This window comes from Roseomonas sp. 18066 (genome assembly GCF_902706185.1).
GTDB lineage: Bacteria > Pseudomonadota > Alphaproteobacteria > Acetobacterales > Acetobacteraceae > Pseudoroseomonas.
This window is the reverse complement of record NZ_CACSJM010000072.1, coordinates 1-22,212: the sequence shown is the minus strand read 5'-3', so window position 1 is coordinate 22,212 and position 22,212 is coordinate 1. Positions and strand designations below refer to the sequence as shown.

18 protein-coding genes are annotated in these 22,212 nt (G+C 70.8%); 5 read left to right on the top strand and 13 right to left on the bottom strand.

Annotated features, from left to right (window positions below; all coding sequences use genetic code 11):
- Window positions 1-63: 63 nt before the first annotated feature.
- The 3 genes from GVN67_RS15715 (at window position 64) to GVN67_RS15705 (ending at window position 4,281) form a co-directional block, all read left to right on the top strand.
- Entirely contained in the window at window positions 64-1,074 is a 1,011-nt protein-coding gene (locus tag GVN67_RS15715; protein ID WP_159997600.1) for a LysR family transcriptional regulator, read from the top strand.
- Between the two features lie 364 nt (window positions 1,075-1,438).
- The gene (locus GVN67_RS15710; protein WP_159997598.1) at window positions 1,439-2,752 is read left to right on the top strand and encodes an MFS transporter; all 1,314 of its coding nucleotides are present in this window, start codon (window positions 1,439-1,441) and stop codon (window positions 2,750-2,752) included.
- Between the two features lie 29 nt (window positions 2,753-2,781).
- Window positions 2,782-4,281: an FAD-binding oxidoreductase gene (locus tag GVN67_RS15705; RefSeq protein WP_159997596.1), complete on the top strand. Its 1,500-nt coding sequence runs from the start codon at window positions 2,782-2,784 to the stop codon at window positions 4,279-4,281.
- A 48-nt stretch (window positions 4,282-4,329) separates the two neighbouring features.
- On the opposite strand, the gene GVN67_RS15700 is transcribed toward GVN67_RS15705, so the two are convergent.
- From GVN67_RS15700 to ltnD, 7 genes are all read right to left on the bottom strand, one after another.
- Window positions 4,330-5,634 (bottom strand): MFS transporter, encoded by a 1,305-nt coding sequence (locus GVN67_RS15700; protein WP_200845278.1) that lies wholly within the window; start codon window positions 5,632-5,634, stop codon window positions 4,330-4,332.
- 187 nt (window positions 5,635-5,821) lie between these two features.
- Entirely contained in the window at window positions 5,822-6,454 is a 633-nt protein-coding gene (locus tag GVN67_RS15695; RefSeq protein ID WP_159997594.1) for an aldolase, read from the bottom strand.
- Between the two features lie 90 nt (window positions 6,455-6,544).
- Window positions 6,545-7,507, bottom strand: coding sequence for a D-erythronate dehydrogenase (gene denD / locus GVN67_RS15690; RefSeq protein WP_159997592.1), 963 nt, complete (start codon window positions 7,505-7,507; stop codon window positions 6,545-6,547).
- A complete protein-coding gene (locus GVN67_RS15685) occupies window positions 7,504-8,298 on the bottom strand; it encodes a DeoR/GlpR family DNA-binding transcription regulator (protein ID WP_159997590.1) in 795 nt (264 codons plus the stop codon). The genes denD and GVN67_RS15685 overlap by 4 nt, the downstream gene beginning before the upstream one ends.
- 4 nt (window positions 8,299-8,302) lie before the next feature.
- Complete coding sequence (gene otnI / locus GVN67_RS15680) at window positions 8,303-9,082, bottom strand: 2-oxo-tetronate isomerase (RefSeq protein WP_159997588.1); 780 nt, start codon at window positions 9,080-9,082, stop codon at window positions 8,303-8,305.
- Between the two features lie 12 nt (window positions 9,083-9,094).
- On the bottom strand, window positions 9,095-10,348 hold the full coding sequence (gene otnK / locus GVN67_RS15675; RefSeq protein ID WP_159997618.1) for a 3-oxo-tetronate kinase: 1,254 nt from the start codon (window positions 10,346-10,348) through the stop codon (window positions 9,095-9,097).
- A gap of 2 nt (window positions 10,349-10,350) precedes the next feature.
- Entirely contained in the window at window positions 10,351-11,259 is a 909-nt protein-coding gene (ltnD, locus tag GVN67_RS15670) for an L-threonate dehydrogenase (protein WP_200845277.1), read from the bottom strand.
- A gap of 212 nt (window positions 11,260-11,471) precedes the next feature.
- Here ltnD and GVN67_RS15665 point away from each other — a divergent pair, with 212 nt between their 5' ends.
- Window positions 11,472-12,647 (top strand): aminotransferase class V-fold PLP-dependent enzyme, encoded by a 1,176-nt coding sequence (locus GVN67_RS15665; protein WP_159997584.1) that lies wholly within the window; start codon window positions 11,472-11,474, stop codon window positions 12,645-12,647.
- Window positions 12,648-12,651: 4 nt separating this feature from the next.
- Here the strand turns inward: GVN67_RS15665 and GVN67_RS15660 are convergent, their stop codons facing one another.
- Genes GVN67_RS15660 through GVN67_RS15645 form a run of 4 tightly spaced genes read right to left on the bottom strand, consistent with a single transcriptional unit; the run spans window position 12,652 to window position 19,248 of the window.
- Window positions 12,652-14,718: an ATP-dependent helicase gene (locus GVN67_RS15660; RefSeq protein ID WP_235035323.1), complete on the bottom strand. Its 2,067-nt coding sequence runs from the start codon at window positions 14,716-14,718 to the stop codon at window positions 12,652-12,654.
- 34 nt (window positions 14,719-14,752) lie between these two features.
- Window positions 14,753-15,556 carry a DUF3750 domain-containing protein gene (locus GVN67_RS15655; protein ID WP_200845276.1) on the bottom strand — a complete coding sequence of 268 codons (804 nt, stop codon included), beginning with the start codon at window positions 15,554-15,556 and terminating at the stop codon, window positions 14,753-14,755.
- Between the two features lie 46 nt (window positions 15,557-15,602).
- A complete protein-coding gene (locus GVN67_RS15650) occupies window positions 15,603-16,499 on the bottom strand; it encodes a hypothetical protein (protein WP_200845275.1) in 897 nt (298 codons plus the stop codon).
- Window positions 16,426-19,248 (bottom strand): glycosyltransferase, encoded by a 2,823-nt coding sequence (locus GVN67_RS15645; RefSeq protein ID WP_159997582.1) that lies wholly within the window; start codon window positions 19,246-19,248, stop codon window positions 16,426-16,428. Before GVN67_RS15645 ends, GVN67_RS15650 begins: the two co-directional genes overlap by 74 nt.
- 248 nt (window positions 19,249-19,496) lie before the next feature.
- Here GVN67_RS15645 and GVN67_RS15640 point away from each other — a divergent pair, with 248 nt between their 5' ends.
- Window positions 19,497-20,657 (top strand): DUF2252 family protein, encoded by a 1,161-nt coding sequence (locus tag GVN67_RS15640; protein ID WP_159997580.1) that lies wholly within the window; start codon window positions 19,497-19,499, stop codon window positions 20,655-20,657.
- Window positions 20,658-20,736: 79 nt separating this feature from the next.
- On the opposite strand, the gene GVN67_RS15635 is transcribed toward GVN67_RS15640, so the two are convergent.
- Together GVN67_RS15635 and GVN67_RS15630 are read right to left on the bottom strand one after the other, a co-directional pair.
- Window positions 20,737-21,672 carry an ABC transporter substrate-binding protein gene (locus GVN67_RS15635; protein WP_159997578.1) on the bottom strand — a complete coding sequence of 312 codons (936 nt, stop codon included), beginning with the start codon at window positions 21,670-21,672 and terminating at the stop codon, window positions 20,737-20,739.
- On the bottom strand, window positions 21,669-22,212 hold a 544-nt coding region (locus GVN67_RS15630; protein ID WP_159997576.1), incomplete at its 5' end, for a peroxidase-related enzyme. The genes GVN67_RS15635 and GVN67_RS15630, both read right to left, overlap by 4 nt.

Sequence of the window (22,212 nt, the reverse complement as noted above, 5' to 3'; positions counted from 1 at the left end):
TAACCGGATTGGCAGGGCTTGAGCCGCGGCCTAGGCTGCCGGCAACGAGCAGGGGGAACGCCGATGGATCTGCTGGAAATCCGCTATTTCCTGGAGACCGCCGCCGCCGGCAGCCTGTCGCGCGCCGCAGTGCGCCTCGGCGTCAGCCAGCCGGCGCTCAGCCGCCAGATCGGCAGCCTGGAGGCCTCGCTCGGCCGCGAGCTCTTCTACCGGCATGGCCGTGGCGTCTCGCTGACCGAGCCCGGGCGGCGCTTCCTGGCCGTGGCGCAAGGCGTCATGCAGCAGCTGGCCGATGTGCGGGAGGAGCTGTCGACCGGCGCGCTGGACGCGACCGGCAGCGTCACGCTCGGCATTCCGCCCTCGCTCTCGGCCAGCATGGGCGCCGACCTGGCGCTGCGCTTCGCCAGCGCTTTCCCGCGCGCGCGGTTGCGCATCCGCGAGGCCTTCAGCGCCGTGCTGCTGGAATGGAGCGAGGCGGCGCGCATCGACCTGGCCGTTCTCTACGACGCCCGCAGCAGCCCCAGCCTGATCGCAACCCCGCTGCTGCTGGAAGACCTTTTCCTGATCGAGCCGCCACTGGAGCCGGGCACCGACGCGCCGCGCGGCCCGGTCTCGCTGGTGGAGCTCGCGGGGCGCGACTGCGTGCTGCCGGGGCCGGAGAACGGGCTGCGCCGCGTGCTGGATTCCGCCTGCGCCGCCGAGGGTGTCCGCCCGCGCGTGCTGACCGAGGTGGATTGCGTGGCCGCGCTGAAGCAATTGGTGGAACGCCGCGTCGGTCCCACCGTGCTGCCCTTCGGCGCCGTGCATCGCGAGGTGCGTGACGGCCGTTTGCGGGTGCGGCCTTTCCGCTCGGCGGCGATGCGGGCGCTGCTGGTGATCGCGACGCCCGCCAACAAGCCGGTGACGCCGCTGGCGCGCGCCACCATGGCCATCGTGCAGGAGGAGGTGGAGCGGCTGGTGCCGCTCGACGTGCTGCGCGGCATCACCCGCAATCCGGACGGGTCGCGGCTGAAGCATCGCGGCGAGGCGGTGGCCGCGCCGAACATCGGACCAGAGATAACGCCAGGCATATAGCTGTTATGCGTCAGCCGGGCTTTGCCAGCCCGCTCCTCCGGCTCGAAGATGCCGCCTGCCGGACCGCCGCCCTGGGATCACGCCGGGGGGTGGGCCAAGACATCCAAAGAAGACCGGCGGGACGGGGAGAGGTGACCCGGCGTGGCGCGACGCCGCGCGCCCTCGCGCCGCCGGAGGCTGTAGGAACAGCGGCATGCGGCTCAAGGACAAGGTGGCGCTGCACCCGGCTTCCGACGAGGCCTGCTTCGTCACCGGCGTGATCCTCGACATCGATGCCGGGCGCAGCGTCTAAGCCCAAGACGACGACGCGACGCCGGCCCGCGTCGGAAGACAGGTCGGCCCCAGGGGAGCAACGGGAAAAAAGATGGATCAGGTCGAGCAAACGACGATCCGCAAGGTGATCTGGCGGCTGATGCCCTTCCTTGGCGTCTGCTATTTCGTCAGCTGGCTGGACCGGGTGAATGTCGGCTTCGCCGCGCTGCGCATGAACCAGGATCTCGGCTTCAGCGCCACGGTCTTCGGCATCGGCGCCGGCATCTTCTTCATCGGCTATGTGCTGTGCGAGGCGCCGAGCAACCTGGCCATGCGCCGCTTCGGCGCGCGGATCTGGATCGCGCGGATCATGATCACCTGGGGCATCCTGTCGGGCTGCATGGCCTTCATCACCGGGCCCTGGAGCTTCTACACGGTGCGCTTCCTGCTCGGCATCGCCGAGGCCGGCTTCTTCCCCGGCATGATCTACTACCTGACCACCTGGTTCCCGGCGCAATACCGCGCCCGCGCCTTCGGCCTGCTGATCCTGGTGACGCCGTTGTCGGGCATCATCGGCGCGCCGCTGTCGGGCGCGCTGTTCCACATGCACGGCATCTGGGGCCTGGCCGGCTGGCAGTGGATGTTCATCGTCGAAGCCATCCCTGCTGTCCTGCTCGGCATCGTCACGCTGTTCTACCTGACCGACAAGCCGCAGGATGCGAAGTGGCTGGCGCCGGCCGAGCGGCAATGGCTGACCACGCGGCTGCAGGCGGAGGAGGCCGAGCGCGCCGCGGCCCATTCCGACGGCATCATGGCCGCGCTGAAAAGCCCCCGGGTCTGGCTGCTGGGCGCGGTCTATCTCGGCCCGGTCATCGGCCTCTACGGCCTCAGCTTCTGGCTGCCGCAGATCGTGCAGGGGCTGGTGCGCGAATACGGCATCTCCGACCCCTTCCATATCGGCCTGCTGGCCGCGCTGCCGCCAATTGGCGCCGCCATCGGCATGACGCTGTGGACGCGCCATTCCGACCGCACCGGCGAACGGCTGTGGCATACCGTGCTGCCGATCCTGGTGGGCGCCGTCGGCATGGTGATGTCGGCCTATATCCAGAGCCCGGTCTGGGGCATGATCGCGCTGTCGATCGCGCTGATCGGCATCAACGTGGCGCTGCCGGTGTTCTGGACCATGCCGACCGCCTTCCTCAGCGGGGCGGCGGCGGCGGTCGGCGTCGCCGTGATCAACTGCATCGGAAATATCGGCGGCTATATCGGTCCGCAGCTGATCGGCATCGTCAAGGACCGCACCGACAGCATCATGGCGGCGCTGCTGGTGATCGCGGCGCTGATGGTGGTGGCGGCCGGCATCGCGCTGTGGCTGGGGCGCGCGCAGCGGCGCGAGGCCGCCCTCGGCGCCAGCGCGGCCGAATAAGAACCGACCTGCCCCAGGGAGAGAACAGCATGCCCGACCACAACGACGTTTCTGCCGAGCAGGGCCTGCTGCGCGACCGGGGGCGCTTCGAGCGCGCGGTGATGGCGCCGATCCGCGCCATCGTCGGCGAGCGCGGCGTCATCACCGACGCCGACGCCAAGCAGCCCCATCTGGTGGCCTGGCGCGACAACTGGACCGGCGCGGTGCCGGCGGTGGTGATGCCGGCCGACACGGCGCAGATGGCCGCCGTCGTCGCCATCTGCGCGGCGACGGCGACGCCGATCGTGCCGCAGGGCGGCAACACCGGGCTGACCGGCGCCAGCCAGCCGCATGCCGACAATTCCGAGATTATCCTGTCGACGTCACGGATGCAGAAGATCCGCGCGATCGACCTGGACAACGACACCATCACCGTCGATGCGGGCTGCGTGCTGGCCACCATCCAGCAGGCGGCGGCCGAGGCCGGGCGGCTTTTTCCCCTGAGCCTCGGCGCCGAGGGCAGCTGCCAGATCGGCGGCAACCTCTCGACCAATGCCGGCGGCGTGCAGGCGCTGCGCTATGGCACGGCGCGCGGGCTGGTGCTGGGCGTCGAGGTGGTGCTGCCCGACGGCCGCATCTGGGACGGGCTGCGCGGCCTGCGCAAGGACAGCGCCGGCTACGACCTGAAGCAGCTTTTCATCGGCGCCGAAGGCACGCTCGGCATCATCACCGCGGCAACCCTTCGTCTGTTGCCGCAGACGCCGGCGAGCGCGACGGCGTTCCTGGCGGTGCCCGATCCTGCGCATGCGGTGGCCTGGCTGCGCCGTGCGCGGAAGAACCTGGGAGAGAACATCACCACCTTCGAGCTGATGGAGCGGCGCTGCCTCGACATCGCCATGCGCCACAACAGCCGCGTCGCCGACCCGCTGGCCACGCGCTACGACTGGTACATCCTGGTCGAGCTGAACGCCCAGGGCGACGAGGAGGCGCTGCGCCAGCGGCTGCTGGCGGTGCTGCAGGCGGGGATGGAGGCGGCAGAGGTGCTGGACGGCACGCTGGCCGCCTCGGCCGAGCAGGCGGCCGCGCTGTGGCGCATCCGCGAGGGCGCACCGGAAGGCCAGCGGCTGGAGGGCGCTTCCTACAAGCACGACGTCTCGGTGCCGGTGTCGCAGGTGCCGCGCTTCATCGCCGAGGCCGACGCGGCGCTGGCGGCGCGCTTCCCCGGCATCCGCTCCTTCGGCTTCGGCCATCTGGGCGACGGCAATATCCACTACAACCCGATCCAGGCCGAGGGCGGCGATTTCGCGCTGTGGCAGTCCTATCTGCCGGAGGTGAACCGCATCGTGCATGACATCGTCATCGGCCTCGGCGGCTCGATCACCGCCGAGCATGGCGTCGGCCGGCTGCGCATCGCGGAGCTCGCGCATTACAAGAGCGATGTCGAGATGGAGATGATGGCGCGGCTGAAGCAGTGCTTCGATCCGCAGAACATCATGAACCCGGGCAAGCTGCTGCAGCCCGAATTGCTGGCGCGCCACAAGGGCGGCTGAGAGAAAGATGCGGACGGGCCCGAAAAAAGCCCGTCCGCGGTCAGGTGCTCAGCGATTGACCATCTTCGCCGGCACGGTCAGCACGATGGCGGCGCCGACGACCAGGCAGCCGGCCAGCACATACATGCCGATGGCGGACGACCCGGTCATGTCGCGCAGCGTGCCGATCATGTAGGGGCTGGCGAATCCGGCCAGGTTGCCCACCGAGTTGATCACCGCGATGCCCGAGGCGGCGGCGGCGCCGGTCAGGAAGGCGGTCGGCAGCGACCAGAACAGCGGCGCGCAGGCCAGCACGCCGGCGGCGGCCATCGACAGGAAGATGATGGCGATGGTGGTGCTCGAGGCGGTGGCCGCGACGGTGAAGCCGACAGTGGCCAGCATCGCCGGGATCACCAGGTGCCAGCGACGCTCGCGATGGCGATCGGCGCTGCGGCTGAAGATCACCATGGCGATGATGGCGCAGACGAAGGGAATGGCGCTGAGCAGGCCGATGTTGAAGTTGCCCGTGACGCCCGAGGCGCGCACCAGCGTCGGCATCCACAGCGTCAGCCCGTACTGGCCCATGACGAAGCAGAAGTAGATCAGGCACATCTGCCAGACGCGCCAGTCGGAGAAGATGGCGCGCAGCGAATGCGAGCCCGACTTGCCGCTTTCATCGGCGGCGATGTTGCGCGCCAGGATGTCCTTCTCGCTCTGGTTCAGCCACTTCGCGTCCTGCACGCCATTGTCGAGCATGGCGATGACGACGAGGCCCAGCACCAAGGCGGGGATCGCCTCGATCAGGAACATCCACTGCCAGCCGGCCCAGCCGGCGGTGCCGTTGAAGGCGTCCATGATCCAGCCGGAGAGCGGATTGCCGAAGATGCCGGCCGCCGGACTGCCTGCCTGGAAGATGGCGAACATCTTCGCCCGCCGGTTCGAGGGGAACCAGTAGGTCAGGTACAGGATGACGCCCGGATAGAAGCCGGCCTCGGCGGCGCCGAGCAGGAAGCGCAGCGTGTAGAACTGCCACGGCGTCTCGACGAACATGAACAGCGCCGAGAGGATGCCCCAGGTGATCATGATGCGCGCGATCCACATGCGCGCGCCGACCCGGTGCAGGATGATGTTGCTGGGCACCTCGAAGAAGAAGTAGCCGAGGAAGAAAATGCCCGCGCCGAGGCCGAAGACGGTCTCGCTGAAGCCGAGGTCGACCGACATCTGCAGCTTGGCGAAGCCGACATTGACGCGGTCGAGATAGGCGATCACGTAGCAGAGCACCAGCAGCGGCATGATGCGGAACGCCACCTTGCGGTAGAGCCCGTCCTGCGCCTTGTCCGGCACGGCGGCAGCGCCGCCGGTCATTGCACTCATTCGTTCCACTCCGTGGCGTGCCGCCGCGGGTCGTTGCCCGCGGCGTGCGACGCCGTTGTCGAAAGCAGGTTGCTGTTTCGCCGGCCTGGCTGCCGGCGTGCGCTTTCCTTTGCTTCGACGTTCCTCTTGGGCGCCGCCGGTCTGGATCGCCGGTGGTTGTCGGTCGCCCGAAGCTTGTGTGCCCGCCTCAGCCGAAAGTGCTGAGCAGGTCGTTCACCTGGGCCGGGGTCAGCGCGCGCGCGTTCTGGCCGCGCAGCATCAAGGCGAGCTTCGCCGATTCTTCCAGCTCCTCGGCGGCATAGACGGCATCGACCAGGCTCTTGCCGGAGACCACCGGGCCATGGTTGGCCAGCAGCATGGCGCGCGCGCCCTTGGCCGCCTCGTGGATCTCCTGCTCCATCGCGCCGTCGCCGGGGCGGTAGTACTGGATCACCGGCAGGCTGCGGCCGACGCGCATGACGAAATACGGCGTCAGCGGCGGGATCGGCGCGCTCTCGCCCGGCGCCGCCAGGCAGCCGATGGCGGTCGCATAGGTGGAGTGCAGATGCACCACGGCGCCCGCCTCCGGCCGCGCGGTCAGCACGGCGCGGTGCATGAAGACCTCCTTGGAGGGCTTGTCGCCGCCGACATGCTTCCAGTCCTGGTCGAGCTTGCTGATGCGGTCCGCCTGCAGCCGGCCGAGCGAGGAATTGGTCGGCGTCATCAGGTAGCCGTCGGGCAGGCGGACGCTGATATTGCCGGCGCTGCCGACGGAATAGCCGCGCGCGAACAGGCTGGCGCCGAGTTCGACGAGGAGGTCGCGGATTTCGGCTTCGGTCATGCTCGGGCTCCGTGCAGGGGAGAGGGGCCGGGAAAGGGCAGGCAGACGCAACCTCGCCGCGCGCCGTCGGGCGCGCGGCGGCGGGCAGGATCAGGAAGCGAATTCGGCCTTGTACTGGCGGACGGCGGAATCGAAGTCGGCGTCACGGGTGAAGCCGAGGGCCAGCGGGCGGCTGACCTCGAAATCGCCGGGCCAGGAGCAGACGATGTCGATGACGCGCTGCTCCGGCTCCTGCGTCACCAGGGCGCGGGCCGCGGCGCCGCCGACGCGCTCCAGGCTGTCCAGCATGTCCTGCACGGTCACCGAGATGCCCGGCAGGTTCAGCGTGCGCCACTGGCCGATCGTCGCGCCCTCGACGGTGATGGCGTGGACCAGGTTCTTCACCGTGGTGTCGGGCGAGGACAGCCACATCTTGGTCGACGTCGGCACCGGGCAATTGGAAGAAACGCCCGAGAGCGGCTCGCGGATGATGCCCGAGGCAAACGAAGAAGCAGCCGAGTTCGGCTTGCCCGGGCGCACCACGATGGTCGGCAGGCGGCAGACGCGGCCATCGACGAAGCCCTTGCGGGAATAGTCGTTGACCAGGAACTCGCCGATCGCCTTCTGCGCGCCATAGGTGCTCGCCGGCTGCAGGCCGAGCTCCTCCGGCACCACGGCCGGCATCGGGCCGCCATAGACGGCGAGCGAGCTGGTGAAGATGAAGCGCGGCACGGCGCCGCCCTTGCGCGCGGCTTCCAGCAGCGCCCGGGTGCCGTCGACATTGACCCGCATGGCCAGGTCGAAATCGGTCTCCGAGCCACCGCTGAGCACGGCGGCCAGGTGGTAGACGGCGGCGGTGTCGGCGCCGATCACGGTCTCGGCGAAGCCGGCATCGGCGATGTCGCCGGTCAGCGAGGTGACGCGCGGATCGGTCACGGGGCAGGGGGCCAGGTCGACCGAGACGATGCTGTCGAATGCCGGCAGGCCGGGCATGCCGGCTTCCTGGGCGGCCAGCAGCGAGCGGATGACGCGGCTGCCGAGGAAGCCGGCGCCGCCGGTGACGATGATCTTCATGCGGTGAGTTCCCTCGGGAGAGCGGCTTCGGGCTCTGCGATATGCAGCGCGATGCCGCGGGCGCGGATCGCCGTGCGGACGCTGTCGGGCAGGCCGGAATCGATGACGATGGCCGACAGCGCCTCCAGCGGCACGGCATTGAAGGTGCCGATGCGACCGTATTTGCTGCTGTCGGTGACGAGGACGCTGCGCGCGGCGCTTTGCGCGATGGCGCGCTTGACCGCCACCTTGTTCTCCGACGGCGTGGACACGCCGCGAAGCCCGAAGGAGGAGGTGGAGATGAAGGCGATGTCGAAGTTGAAGCGGCGGATGGTCTCGGCCGCCGGGTCGCCGACGCAGGACTGGTTCTCGCGCTCCACCTCGCCGCCGGTGTGGTACAGGCGGCAATTGGATTCGCGCGACAGCAGCCCCGCGATGACGAAGTCGTTGGTGACGACGGCGATGTCCTCGCGCGGCGCCAGGCCCTGCGCGATTTCCAGCGTCGTGGTGCCGGCGTCGAGATAGATCACCGCGGCCGGCGGCACCATCGACAGCGCCATCCGGCCGATCGCCACCTTCTCGGCATGGGCCAGGGTGAACTTGGTGGTGTGCGAAGGCTCGAAGCTGATCTTCTCCGGCAGGCGGACGCCGCCGGCGACCGACATGACGCGGCCTTCGCGCTCCAGCTGCTGGATATCCCGCCGCACCGTCATGTGCGAGACGCCGAGCAGCTCGGTGAGCTCGGCGATGCTCAGCACCCCGCGCCCGGTGAGGCGCGCGACGATGAGCGTCTGACGTTCGGCGGGGATCACGCTGTTAGCCAGCCTTGTAGGGCGCGAACCAGGACAGGCCCGCCACGGTCTCGCCGCGCGGGTTGTACTCGCAGCCGATCCAGCCCTGGTAGCCGGCGGCGTCGAGCACGGCGTAGAGGTGCGGATAGTTCAGCTCGCCCTCATCCGGCTCGTGCCGGGCGGGGACGGAAGCGATCTGCACATGGGCGAACTTGCCGGCCATCTTCTCGATCAGCTTGGTCAGGTCGCCGTCCATGATCTGCGCATGATACAGGTCGAGCTGCACCGAGACGTTCGGGCGGTTCACCCGCTCGACCAGCGCCACGGCGTCCAGCTGATGCGCGATGAAATAGCCCGGCATGTTGCGGCTGTTGATCGGCTCGACCAGCAGGGTGATGCCATGCGGCGCCAGCTGGTCGGCGGCATATTGGAAGTTCGCGACGAAACTCGCTTCGCAGGCGGCGCGGTCCAGGCCCGTGGTGATGCCGGACATGGCGTGCAGCGTCTTGCAGCCCAGCGCCATGGCATAGGTGATGGCGGTCGCGACATTGTCGCGGAATTCCTGCTCGCGGCCGGGGATGGCGGCCATGCCGCGCTCGCCCGCCGCCCAGTCGCCCGGCGGCATGTTGAACAGGGCCTGGGTCAGGCCGGCGCTGTTCAGCTTCTCGGCAACCACCTCAGGCGGGTGCTCATAGGGGAACAGGAATTCGACCGCCTTGAAGCCGGCGGCGGCGGCGGCCGCGAAGCGATCAAGAAAAGCAACTTCGTTGAACATCATCGACAGGTTGGCGGCGAAACGCGGCATGGTTCTGTCTCCTCAGCCGGCCAGGTTCTGCGCGTCGAAGAAGAAGCGCTCCTGGCCGAAATTCCCCGACTTCAGCGCCAGCGACAGCGGCTTCTCCACCGCGCGCACCCAGGGGACGCCCGGGGCGATCTGCGGCCCGATATGGAAGCCGCCGATGCCCAGCGACTGCGTCACGATGCCCGAGGTCTCGCCGCCGGCGACGATGAACTGGTCGAAGCCCGCCGCCTCCAGCTTCTGGGCCAGCGCCCCGAAGGTGCGCTCGACGGCCTCGCTGGCCTCGGCGGCGCCGTACTTTGCCTGCAGCTTCTTCAGCTCCGCCGGGGGCTGGGTCGCGAAGACCAGCGGGGCCAGCCCGCCCTGCGCCTGGGCCAGCACCCAGTCGGCCAGCTCCTGCGCATAGCCGGCGTCGTGGATGCTGCGGTCGACATCGACGGCCAGCGACGGCGCCTCGGCGCGATAGGCGGCGACCTGGGCATTGGTCATCTGCGAGCAGGAGCCGGACAGCACGATGGCGCGGCCTTTCGGCGGACGGCCTTCCGCAGCGGCGGCCGCGGCATCGCCGGTGCCGGCCCAGGCGCGGGCCATGCCGTCGGCCAGGCCCGAGCCGCCGGTGACCAGCTTCATCTCGGCCACCGCCTGGCCCATGACCACCAGATGCGCGTCGCTCAGCGCATCCAGCACGGCGTAGCGGAAGCCCTTCGACTTCAGCTCCGCCAGCGCGGCGCGCACCGCATCGGCGCCCTGGTCCATCACCTTGTAGGAGACGTTGCCGGTCTTGCCCTGCGACTGCGCGTCCATCAGCCGCATGACATTGGCGTCGGTCATCGGCGTGACCGGGTGGTGGCGCATGCCGGATTCATCCAGCGGCACGCCATTGACGAAGAGATAGCCGTTGAAGATCGTGCGGCCATTCACCGGCAGCACCGGGCAGATCACGGTGAAGTCTTCGCCCAGCGCGGCCAGCAGCGCGTCGGTGACCGGGCCGATATTGCCCTTCGCCGTGCTGTCGAACGTCGAGCAGTACTTGAAGAAGAATTGCGGGCAGTCGCGCGCCTGCAGCCAGGCCAGCGCGGCCAGGCTTTCGTCCAGCGCCTGCTGCACCGGGCAGGAACGGGTCTTCAGGCTGATCACCACCGCATCGGCCTCGACCTGCAGGTCGGCCGGCGGCACGTCGTTCAGCTGGACCGTGCGCAGCCCGTTCGCGACCAGGAAGCCGGCGATGTCGGTGGCACCGGTGAAATCATCCGCGATGACGCCCAGACGCATGCTCACTTCTCCTTCTTCTCGGGCAGGGTGATGCCGGCGAAGGTCTTGATGACCGCGGCATCATCCTCCCGCCCGAAGCCCGCATTGCTGGCATTGGCGAACATGGTGTAGGCGGTGCTGGCCAGCGGCAGCGGAAAGCCCAGCGACAGCGCCGTCTCGGTCACCAGCCGCAGGTCCTTGACGAAGATGTCGACCGCCGAATGCGGCGTGTAGTCGCCATCCACCACATGCTTCATGCGGTTCTCGAACATCCAGCTGTTGCCGGCGGCGTTGGTCACCACCTCGTACATGGTGTCGAGCGGAATGCCGGCGCGCGCCGCCAGGGCCATCGCTTCCGCGCCGGCCGCGATATGCACGCCGGCCAGCAGCTGGTGGATGATCTTGACGGTCGCGCCCAGGCCGATCTCGGCGCCGATGGTGTAGACCTTGCCGGCCACCGCATCGAGCACCGGCTTGAGCCGCTCGAAGGCTTCCGGCGCGCCCGAGGCCATCACCGTCATCTGCCCCGCCGCCGCCTTCACCGCGCCGCCGGAGACGGGCGCGTCGAGCATCAGCAGCCCGCGCTCCTGCAGCCCCTTGGCGATGTCGCGGGAATCGGCGGCCGAGATGGTGGCCGAGACCATGACGCCGGTGCCCGGGGCCAGGCGCGCGGCCAGGCCGTTCTCGCCGAACAGCACGGCGCGGCACTGGGCGGCATTGACCACCAGCAGCAGCACGGCGTCGAGCTGGCCGGCGAAGGCCGTGGTGTCGGCGCCGGCGGCCTCAGCCCCGGCCTCGCGCAGCGCCTGGCAGGCGGCGGGGTTGAGGTCGGCGCCATAGGTGGTGAGGCCGGCGGCGATGCAGGACCTGGCCGCGCCCATTCCCATGGAGCCGAGGCCGACGACGCAGACCCGATAGCTGTTGGTGCTCAAGACGCCCTCCGCTGTGAAGATCTGGGCAAGCATGCTGTGACGGGGGTGTTACGCCGCGGCCCGATCGCAGGGAAGCCGGAAAAAACACAAAAATTCACAGATGGCTGTGAAATCATGGAGGGGCGGAGGTTTGACCGCGTCAAACCTGACCGGGTCGCCAGGACGCTGCCGCGCTGCTAGCCTGCCGCCCCTTTAGCCGAGCAGGAACCGCCGTGATCGATCTGGTCCGCCTGCGCGCCGAGACCCCCGGCGTCGCCCATCGCATCCACCTGAATAATGCCGGCGCCGCGCTGATGCCGGCCCCCGTGCTCCAGGCCATGACCGCCTATCTGACGCGCGAATCCGAGATCGGCGGCTACGAGGCGGCAGCCGAGCAGGCGGCGGCGCTGGACGGCGTCTATGACAGCGTGGCCCGGCTGGTGAATGCGGCGCGCGACGAGATCGCCCTGGTCGAGAACGCCACCGTCGCCTGGCAGATGGCTTTCTATTCCTTGATGGAATCGATCGACCTGAAGCCCGGCGCGCGCATCCTGACGGCGCGGGCGGAATACGCCGCCAACTACGTGGCCTTCCTGCAGGTGGCGCAGCGCAAGGGCCTGACCATCGAGGTCATCCCCGACGATGCCGAGGGCGTGCTGGACCCGGCGGCGCTCGAGGCGATGATCGACGACCGCGTCGCGCTGATCGCCATCACCTGGGTGCCGACCAATGGCGGGCTGGTGAACCCGGCCGCGGCGGTGGGCCGCATCGCCCGGGTCCATGGCATTCCCTATCTGCTCGATGCCTGCCAGGCGGTGGGACAGATGCCGGTGGATGTGGCGGCGATCGGCTGCGACATGCTCTCCGCCACCGGCCGCAAGTTTTTGCGCGGGCCGCGCGGCACCGGTTTTCTGTACGTTCGCCGCGACTGGCTGCGGCGGATGCAGCCGGTGGTGATCGACCATTTCGCCGCCCCCTGGACGGGGCGCGGCGAATACACGCTGCGCGAGGATGCGCGGCGTTTCGAGAATTGGGAGAACAACTATGCCGGGCGCCTCGGCCTCGGCATCGCGGTCGACTATGCGCTCGACATCGGGCTGGAGAATATCGCGGACCGTTGCCGGCTGCTGAGCACGCGGCTGCGCGACGGGCTGGCGACCATCCCGGGGGCGCAGCTCCGCGACCTGGGGCCGCACCCGGCCGCCATCGTTTCCTTCAGCCTGGAAGGCCGCGCGGCGGATGCGGTGAAGGCCTCCATGGCGGCGAAGGGCATCAATATCAGCACCTCCAGCCCCGGCAGCACCCTGCTGGATGCCGAGGCGCGCAGCCTGCCGCTGCTGGTCCGCGCCTCGCCGCATTGCTACAACAGCGAAGAAGAAATCGACCGGCTGCTGGAAGCGCTGCGGTAAGGCCTCAGCGCCACATCGCGCGCATCTTCGCGGTCAGGTCGAGGCGCAGCGCCTCGGTCGCCGGGCGCGGTTCTTCCGAGGCCTCGGGCCACCAGCCGCGCTCGAACAGCGGCAGCAGCGCCGCGGGCAGGAAGCGGCTGCGGCTGGCATAGACATGCCGGTCGCCCAGCGCGTTCTGCCCGGCGGTGAAGAAGCGCTGCGGCACCACCAGCTGCAATTCTTCCTTCGCCCGCGTCATGGCGACATAGAGCAGGCGGCGTTCCTCCTCGATCGCCTCGGCTTCCCCGGTGCCGAGGTCCGACGGGATGCAGCCGTCGACAAGGTTCAGCAAAAAGACGGAACGCCATTCCTGCCCCTTGGCGGAATGGATGGTGGAGAGGGTGACGTAATCCTCGTCCAGCAGCGGCACGCCGGACTGGTCGCTGGTGGCGTCGGGCGGGTCGAGGGTCAGCTCCGCCAGGAAGCGGCTGCGCGACGGATAGCCGTGCGCCACCTGGCCCAGCTGCACCAGGTCGGCGCGGCGCATCGTGGCATCCTCGTGCATCCGCTCCAGATGCGGCTCGTACCAGTGGCGGGCGAGCTCCAGATCCTGCGGCCAGCCATTCGGGTGGCGCCGCAGCGTGGTCACCAGCGCCACGAAATCCTGCCAGGCGCCGCCTGACCGCGGGGGCGTGGGCAGCTCCGCCAGCGCGCCGATCGGATCGACCGCGGGCGCCATCCCCTCCAGCACCCGCTGCGCCGAGGCCGGGCCGATGCCGGGCAGCAGCTGCAGCACGCGGAACCCGGCGATACGGTCGCGCGGGTTTTCCACGAAGCGCAGCAGCGCCAGCAGGTCCTTCACATGTGAGGCCTCGAGGAATTTCAGCCCGCCGAACTTCACGAAAGGAATGTTGCGGCGGGTCAGCTCGATCTCCAGCGGGCCGCTATGGCTGCCGGTGCGGAACAGCACGGCCTGCTGCTTCAGCCGCATGCCGCCCTCGCGATTGGCCAGCAGCGTCGCGGCGATGTAGCGAGCCTGGTCGGCCTCGTCGCGCACGCCCATCAGCATCGGGCGGGCCTCGCCGGCGCGGTCGGTCCACAGCGTCTTGGCATGGCGTTCGGGGCTCAGCGCGATCACCGCATTGGCCGCCGCCAGCACCGGCTGGGTCGAGCGGTAGTTGCGCTCCAGCGCGACGATGGTCGCCGGCGGGTCGAACAGCGTCGGGAAATCCAGGATGTTGCGCACCGTCGCGGCGCGGAAGGCGTAGATCGACTGGGCATCGTCGCCGACGACGGTGACGCCCTGGCCATCCGGCTTCAGCCCCAGCAGGATCGAGGCCTGCAGCCGGTTGGTGTCCTGGTATTCGTCGACCAGCACATGGTCGAAGCGGCGCGACAGCGCGGCGGCCAGATGCGGCTCGGCCATCATCTGCGCCCAGTAGAGCAGCAGGTCGTCGTAATCGAGCGTGCCTTCCCGCTGCTTCGCCTCGACATAGCCGGCAAAGATTTCCTTCAGCTGGTCGACCCATTCGGCGCACCAGGGGAAATGGGCCGGCAGCACGACATCCAGCGGCGCCTCGGCATTGACGCAGCGCGAATAGATGGCGAGGCACGTCGCCTTGGTCGGGAAGCGCTTCTCGGTCTTGGAGAACCCCAGCTCGTGCCGGACCAGGTTCATCAGGTCGGCGGAATCCTCGCGGTCATGCAGGGTGAAGGCGGGGTCCAGCCCGATCTGCAGCGCATGCTCCCGCAACAGCCGCGCGCCGATGGCGTGGAAGGTGCCGGCCCAGGGCAGCAGTCCGGGCAGTGGCCCGCGGGCGCCGAGCGCGGTGGCCGCCAGCCCCTCGACGCGTCTTGTCATCTCGGCCGCCGCCCGGCGGGAAAAGGTCAGCAGCAGGATGCGCATCGGGTCGGCGCCCTGCCGCACCAGATGCGCCACGCGATGCGCCAGCGTGTTGGTCTTGCCGGAGCCGGCACCGGCGATGACCAGCAGGGGTGAGGCGCCATGCTCCACCGCCCGGCGCTGCTCGGCATTGAGCCCGGCGAGAGGGTCTTCCGGAATGGCTTTCGGGGCGATGCGCGGCGGGATCAAAGCGGGAACATAAGGCCCGATCCGGCGCCGCGGGTCAAGATTGCGGCGCGGCCTCGGGCCCGGCGCCCGGCGGGTCGGTCAGCGCCGGCCCGTCCTGGCCGCGCATGCCGAGCCGCCCCAGCCCCGGCAGCTTCAGCGCCGGCCGGCGCAGGTCGATGCCGGCCACCGCGCCCAGGATGTTCAGCTCGAACCCCTCGACCCAGCCCAGCGTCAGCCCGCCATAGCCGCCCAAGGTCAGCCGCAGCCCGGTGCCCGACTGCGTCACCCGCAGCCAGCGCCCGTCATGCGGGAAATCCTTGCCGATGGCGGTGGGCGGCAGGGTGACGCCGATGCCTGGCACGGCGTCCAGGATGGCGGCGACGAAGGTGTTGGAATTCGGCCCCGGCCAGGCGCTGTAATCGCCCGGATGGCGCCAGGCGTAGCCGGCGATGGCGGCCTGGAAGGCGGGGATCAGCCCGGCCGCCTCGGCGCCGTCGGCGGCGAAGACGGTCTCCGGCGCCTGGCCGAACCAGCGGCCATCCGGCAGGAAGCCGTCGCGGCGGATCGGGTCGCCCCAGGCGGTGTAGTCGTAGCGGGTGTAGCGGGCGGCGCCCTCGGGCTTGAAGACGATCCAGCAATGGGTGGCGAAGATGCCACGCCAGCGCACCGTCTGCGCCGCATAGACCCGCACCACCGCCGGGCGATGCGCCGACGCCTCCGGCAGCAGCCCGGCGCTGGACCGGTCGGCGGTGCGCCAGCCGGCGCCGCTGCCGCGGGCGGCATAGAGCGCCGCCGAGATCCCCAGCGGCAGCAGGTAGAGCAGGGCGAAGAGCAGCAGGCTGAGGCGGAGGACGGTCATGCCCGTTGCAGATTGGGCGTGCGGCCAGGGCGCGCAAGGCCGTGGCTCAGCCCCGGCGCTGCCGGGCCAGCAGCAGCAGCGACCAGGCCAGCTGCACCGCCAGCCCCAGCAGCATGGCCGGCGCCACGCCGAGATGCGGCAGCGCCAGGTGCAGCGCCAGCAGCATCAGCCCGAAGCCGATCATCGCCCGCAGCGCCGAGGCGGCCAGCAAGGCCGAGGCGCCAGCGCCGATGCGCGGCCGCAGGATGACGATCAGGCTGGACAGGCTGATCGGGAAGACCGCCGCCATGCCGGTGGCCTGCGGCCCCAGCGCCCGGCTGGCCAGCACCACGATCACGACGAAGGCCGCGACGGTGGCCGCCCGCAGCGGCAGGTCGCGCTGGCGTCGGAGCGGCGCCCTGGGGGCGGGCGGCGCCGCGGGCAGGCTGCGCAATGCTGCAAAACCAGCCGCATAGGCAGCGACGTTCAGCAGCGTCGCGCTGACGGGCGTCCAGGCGATGGCGCCGATCACCGCCGCGGCCGCCCCCCAGGCCAGCAGCGCCAGCCCCAGCGACCCGGCCAGGCCGCAGCGCGTCGCCAGCCGGGCATAGGCCACCAGGAACAGCGCCGTCGCCGCATTGGCGGCATAGCTGCCGAGCGCGCTGGTCGCCAGGAAGCCCGCATCATGCTGCAGGGCGAGGAAGACATAGGCCGGCCCGGCCGAGACCGGCAGCGCCGCGATCAGCGCGCCCCAGAAGGGGCCGAAGCGCTCGGCCAGGCGGGAGGCGATGACGACGACGCCGGCCGTGGTCGCCGCCTTGACGAGGAGGGGGAGGAAAGCGTCCAGCGTGGCGGCCCCTTGGCGCGGGAAGGATGTCCCGGTGGAGTCCTCACCAGGCGTGGCGGTCGCGCACCCAGTGGCGGCCGGCGGATTTGTAGGCCGCCTGCAGGTGGAAGGCGACATGCCGCCGCATCGCCACCGTGTCGAGCAGCAGGATCTCGCCGCGGTCGAGCGGCCCCAGCGGATCCGCCTGCGCCGCCAGGTGGCTGGCCAAAGCGCGGCTCATGGCGCCGGGCCCGGTCTCCAGCCACAGCGTGCCGGAATAGCCCTCCAGCGTCGCCAGGGTCGCCTGGGCCAGCGCCTCGGCGATGACCGGGTGGCCTGGGATGACGGCGATGAAGTTGTTGCCGGCGGTGCCGAACTGCTCCTGCCACAGCACCAGGCTGCGCCCGGCCAGCAGCGGCGTCAGGTCCTTCAGGCAGCGGTCATCGGCATCGGCATAGACGCCGCCATCGCGCAGCAGCACGGCCAGGCGCAGGATGTCGGACTTGCGGGCGGGCTCGCGGGCGCGGCGATAGGCCAGCATCACCTCCGGCGTCGCATGCTGCTGCAGCCAGGCCAGGGCCTGGCGGTGGCTGAAGCAGCGATAGGCCCAGCCGGGCAGAAGCTGCGGCCAGCTGGCCATCAGCCGCTGCAGGTCCTCGGGCGGCGCATCCTCGTCCCAGTACTGGATGACGCTGGCGGGGATCGGCCTTCCGCCGGCGGCCGCCGGCAGCTCCACCCCGGCCGGCAGGCCGCGGTCGAAGCGCCAGCCGGCCAGCAGCGCGATGGCGGTGCCGGTGTTGTGCGGGTTGTCGCGCACCAGCCGGGCCAGGGTGGCATGGTCGCCGGCCTCGCGCGCCGCCCGCGCCACGGCCAGCGGCGCGGGATCGATGCGCAGCTCGTTGACCAGGGCGCCGGCCAGGCCCTGGTTGGGGTTCGAGCTGGCGCCGCGCGCCCGCTTGCGGCGGCTGTGCTCCTGCTGCACGGCGAAGCCTTCCTCGGCGCGCTGCGTCAGGATGCACAGCCGGGTCAGCGGGAAGGCGGCATGCTCCTCGAGCGGATGCGCGGCGAGGGCGGCGCGGAAGGCGGCCTCGGCGGGCTCGATCTCCCAGCGCAGCGCATGGTAGCGGCCGCGGAAGCGGGCCTGCCGGGCGCGCTCGGCCGGGGTCTCCACCGGCAGGGTCTCGATGCGCGGCAGGGCGGCGGCGAAGTCGCAGCGGTCCAGGTGCAGCTCGATCGCCAGGTCGCGCAGGCCGCCATCGGCGGCGAAATCCGCCTCCACCTCGGCGAGCAGGGCCGCGGCCTCCGCCTCCAGCCCGAGCTTCAGCAGGAAGCGGATGCGCAGCCGCAGCAGGCTGGCCTGGCGCGGCAACTGCGCCTCGGCCAGGGCCAGGATGGCCAGGCCGGCCTCCATGCCGGCGAAGCGGGCCGCCAGCTCCGCCCGGCCGCGCCACAGCCGCTCATAATCCGGCGCCTGGGCGCAGCCGGCCGCATAGGTCCGCAGCGCCGCCTCGGGGTCGAGCCGCTGCTGCGCCTCGGCCAGCCAGAGCCAGGCGGAGCGGTCCTGCGGATGGGCCGCCACCACCGGCTGCAGCAGCGCCGCCGCCTCGGCATGCCGGTCGAGCTGCAGCGCCTCGCGCGCCATCTCCCGCGCCGCGGCGTCGGCGCCCTGGCGATGCGCCGCGGCGAAGCGGGCATAGGCCAGGGCGTGGTTGCCGCGCTGGCGGGCGACGACGCCGGCCGCCTCGAGCAGCGGCACAGCTTCGCCCTCGGCCTGCAGCAGGCGCTGCGCCATGGCCTCGGCGGTCTCCAGCCGGTTGCTGCGGCGCAGCCGCTGCAGCAGCTTCACCCCCCAGGCGACCCGCTCCGCCGCTTCCGGCAGCGCCTCGATCTGCGCGATCAGCGCGCCGAAGTTGCGGCCGGTCAGGCCGAGCTCGAGCCGCTTCCCCCGTGCCTCCGGCCGTTCCGGCCAGCGCTCGGCCAGGGCCGTGGCGGCCGCCATCGCCGCGACGCGGTCGGTCGCCGCCAGCCGGTCGATATGGGCCAGGGCCAGCAGGACGGCCTCCTGCTGCAGCGACGCCACCTGCGGATGTGAGGCGAGCAGCCGGTCGAGGATGGCCTGCGCCGCCTCCAGCGCGCCGGCCAGGCGCTGCGCCTGCAGCAGCGGCAGGACGTCACCGGGCTCGGGCGCCGGCTGGGCGTCGAGATGCGCCTGCGCCGCCGCCAGGTCGCCGGCCGCCAAGGCGAGGCGCAGGCCCAGGCGGTGGAAAGGCTGCGGATCGGCCAGGCCGTCGAGCACGGGCGTGATCGCCGCCAGCGCCTGCAGCAAGGCGGGCTGGTCGTCGCGCGCCAGCAGCAGCTCGACCAGCGGCTGCCAGGCGGCGATCCGGCCCGGCGCCAGGTTGCGCGCGGCGGCATAGGCCTGGGCGGCCTCGGACCAGCGGCCCTCGGCCTGTTCCAGGTCGCCGAGCAGCCGCCAGGCCGATGGCTCGGCCGGCTGGTCGGCCAGGAAGGCCTGCAGCAGGCTGCGCGCCTCGGCGGCCTGGCCCAGGCCGGCCAGGGTGACGGCGCCCTGCAGCCGTCCCGGCGTGCCGGCGGCAGCGAAATGCTTCAGGGCGGCGGCATCGTCGCCGCGGGCGCGGGCGGCATAGCCGGCCTCCAGCTGCAGCCGTGGCAGCCCGAGCAGCCGGCGCGGCGCCTTCGCCAGGTATTCGGCCAGCACCGCCATCTGCCGCTGTCGCCGCGCGGTCCGCAGCAGCAGCAGATAGGCTTCCTTGCTCTGGGTCGCCGCCTCGGCCGGCCAGGCGAGGATCAGCGCATGGGCCGCCGCGTAGTCCTCCGCCGCCAGCGCCTTTCGGAATTCCCCTTCGTCCATCAGCAAGCGCGTCAAATGCGGAATCCCCTGGCAACGGCACGGCAGAGCAAGAAACATCGGAACGCAGCCAGCGAAAAAGTCGAAGGGCCGAGCTGCAGCTGTGCGACGTCGCCTCTATTGTTGGTCTTGATCTTTGCAGCACTGTATCGAGGCCGTCGCGGCGCGACCACCCCCGGCTGGTGATTTTCCGCGGGCGATCAAGACCATCGCGGTGCGGGCATTTCTGCGGCAGGATCTTCCACTGGCCCACCGAAGGACCCCCCATGGACATCATCGCCTCCACCGCGGCTTACGAAGCCTTCCTGCGCCAGGAGCTCGGCGCCGAGGTGGTGGAGGAGGCGCTGCTGGAGAAGCGCGCCCGCATGGCCGAGGGCGCCTTCCCGTTCCTGCGCGCCACCTATTGGCGCTGGGCGGAACAGGTGGGGCACTGGGCGCCGGCCCTGATGGAGGCGCCGGCGCTGCTGGCCGTGGGCGACATCCATCTGGAGAATTTCGGCACCTGGCGCGACGCCGAGGGGCGGCTGATCTGGGGCGTCAACGACTACGACGAAGCCGCTGAAATGCCTTACACCCTGGACCTGCTGCGGCTGGCGACCAGCGGGCTGCTGGCCGATCCGGAGGCCGATGCGCGGGAGATCGCGCGGCCCCTGCTGGCCGGCTACGCGGCGGGGCTGGAGAAGCCGCGGGCGGCGGTGCTGGACCGCGAGCTCGACTGGCTGCGCGCCCTGGTCGTGGTGCCCGAGAGCCAGCGCGCCGAATTCTGGGCCAAGCTGAAGAAGAAACGGAAGAAGTTCCAGGCGCGGGCGGAGGGCGACAGGCCTTTCCTCTGGCCGCGCTATCGTGAGGCGCTGCTGGCCGCCCTGCCGCGCGGGGCGGAGCCGCCGGAGATCTGGTACCGCAGCGCCGGGCTGGGCAGCCTGGGCCGGCCGCGCTGGGTGGCGCGGGCGCAATGGCACGGCGACTGGGTGATCCGTGAGGCCAAGGGCGTGGTGCCCTCCGGCTGGACGCGGGGGCGGGCGCTGGGCCGGGCGATCCGCTGCATGGAGATCGCCACCGGGCGTTATCGGGCGCCGGATCCCTGGTACCGGGTGGTGGATGGGGTGGCGGTGCGGCGGCTGTCGCCCAACAACCACAAGATCGGCACCGACAAGGTCTTCTCCGCCGCCGCCGAGGACGAGGAGGGCGGCGAGGAGATGCTCCTCGGCCGCGCCGTGCTGCTGCAGGCGCCGATGCTGGAGGCGATGGGGCGGGAGCTGGCGGCGATCCATCTCGGCCAGGGTCATCTTGATCGGGGCGACCCGGCCGCCGCCATCGCCGCCGACTTCGCCGCCCGGCCGAAGGGATGGCTGGCCGAGGCCGCCATCGCCGCCGCCGAGGCCACCCGCCACGAGCAGGCGATCTTCGCCAAGGCGCAAGGTGGCTGATCCCGCCGGAGTCCCCAGGCCACCAGCCCGGGGACTTCGGCGGGAAGCTGGCGCAGACAGGCGCTGACTGACAGGAAGATCAGGCGGGGGCGGCGCCCAGCACCTTCACCGCCTGCTCGACCCGGATCGATTTCGGGATCACCCCCCAGGCGGTCGCCTTGTCCACCGCCTCCTGCCATTCGCGCAGGTTCGCGGCGTCGATCGGGATGCTGCGGGTGGCGCTGACCTTGTAGGCGCGTTCCAGCACCGGCACCGGCTGCCGCAGCAGCCCGGCGGTGCTGCGCGCGTATTCCGGGACATGGTCCTGCGCCCAGGCCCAGCCCTCGGCCACGCGCCGCGCCAGGTCGCTCAGCTGCGCCGCCTTTTCCAGCAGCGGCTTGTCATGCGCGGCGAGGAAGCTGGCCGAGGGCGTCAGCCCGCGCGCATCGGCCACCACCGTGGCGTTGAATTCCAGCACCTCGAGCGAGGTGAAGGGCTCCCAGACCGACCAGGCATCGACCGATCCGCTGCGCAGCGCCAGCGCCGCATCGGCCGGCAGCAGCCAGGCGATCTGCACGTCGGAAGCGGCGAGCCCCGCCTTCTCCAGGATGCGCAGCAGCGAATAATGCGTCCAGCCGCCGCGGGCCGCCGCGATCTTGCGCCCGCGCAGCCCCGCCGCATCGGCGATGTTGGCGCCAGGACGGGCGACCACCGCCTGCGACGCCGCATCGGAACGCGTCGCGGAGATTGCCTTGATCGGCGCCCCCGAGGCGAAAACGGAGAAAAAGTTGAGGTCGCCCATGCTGCCGACATCGACGGCATTGGCGTTCAGCGCCTCCAGCAGCGGCTGGGCGGCGGGGAATTCGAACCATTCGATGCGATAGGGCAGGTCGCGGGCGACGCCCGAGATCTCCAGCAGCGAGCGCAGCCCGCCGCGCTGGTTGGCGACCTTCAGCACCGGCGGCGCGGCGCGCAGCACGGAGGGCGTCGCCAGCAGCGCGCCGGCGCCCAGAAACCCACGTCGAGAGAAGCTCATGACCGGTGCCCCCGATGCGCGGCCTGGGCCTCTGCATTGGCGGGGACGCCGAGCGCGCTGTTGATGCGGTTGCTGAAGTTGAAATAGGCGGCGATGGCGGCGGCATCGAGGATGTCGAGCTCGGCGAGCCCCGCCGCCCGCAGCGGCGCCAGGGAAGACGCTTCCAGCGCGCCGGGGTCGCGGGTGATGGCAATGGCATAATCGGCCAGCGCGCGTTCCCGCGGCGACAGCCCGGCATGGCGGTAATTCACCGTCACCTGGGCCACCCAGAAATCATCGCCGGTCAGCTCGCGCAGCGCCGCGGCATGGCCGAAGACGCAGGCCTGGCAACGGTTCTCGCTGCTGACGACGAGGGCGATCAGCTCCCGCTCGGTGCGGCTGAGCCCGCTTTCCGGGTTGCGGTTGGCGGCGCGGCTCAGCGTCTCCTGCGCCAGCACCAGCTCTGGCCGGTGCAGCAGCGCGGCCTGGCCGTTGCGGACATAGCCCAGCTTCTGGCGGGTGGCCTCCAGCACCTCGGCGACGGCGGGGCCGGGCTCGGGG

What these genes read in the sequence shown, in the direction of transcription:
- GVN67_RS15640 (WP_159997580.1), top strand. Translation starts at nt 19,497, where the DNA reads ATGGACATCATCGCCTCCACCGCGGCTTACGAAGCCTTCCTGCGCCAG.
- GVN67_RS15695 (WP_159997594.1), bottom strand. Translation starts at nt 6,454, where the DNA reads ATGACCGAAGCCGAAATCCGCGACCTCCTCGTCGAACTCGGCGCCAGC.
- GVN67_RS15705 (WP_159997596.1), top strand. Translation starts at nt 2,782, where the DNA reads ATGCCCGACCACAACGACGTTTCTGCCGAGCAGGGCCTGCTGCGCGAC.
- GVN67_RS15635 (WP_159997578.1), bottom strand. Translation starts at nt 21,672, where the DNA reads ATGAGCTTCTCTCGACGTGGGTTTCTGGGCGCCGGCGCGCTGCTGGCG.
- GVN67_RS15710 (WP_159997598.1), top strand. Translation starts at nt 1,439, where the DNA reads ATGGATCAGGTCGAGCAAACGACGATCCGCAAGGTGATCTGGCGGCTG.
- denD (WP_159997592.1), bottom strand. Translation starts at nt 7,507, where the DNA reads ATGAAGATCATCGTCACCGGCGGCGCCGGCTTCCTCGGCAGCCGCGTC.
- GVN67_RS15655 (WP_200845276.1), bottom strand. Translation starts at nt 15,556, where the DNA reads ATGACCGTCCTCCGCCTCAGCCTGCTGCTCTTCGCCCTGCTCTACCTG.
- otnK (WP_159997618.1), bottom strand. Translation starts at nt 10,348, where the DNA reads ATGCGTCTGGGCGTCATCGCGGATGATTTCACCGGTGCCACCGACATC.
- GVN67_RS15650 (WP_200845275.1), bottom strand. Translation starts at nt 16,499, where the DNA reads ATGTCGCCTTCCACCTGCAGGCGGCCTACAAATCCGCCGGCCGCCACT.
- GVN67_RS15700 (WP_200845278.1), bottom strand. Translation starts at nt 5,634, where the DNA reads ATGAGTGCAATGACCGGCGGCGCTGCCGCCGTGCCGGACAAGGCGCAG.
- GVN67_RS15715 (WP_159997600.1), top strand. Translation starts at nt 64, where the DNA reads ATGGATCTGCTGGAAATCCGCTATTTCCTGGAGACCGCCGCCGCCGGC.
- otnI (WP_159997588.1), bottom strand. Translation starts at nt 9,082, where the DNA reads ATGCCGCGTTTCGCCGCCAACCTGTCGATGATGTTCAACGAAGTTGCT.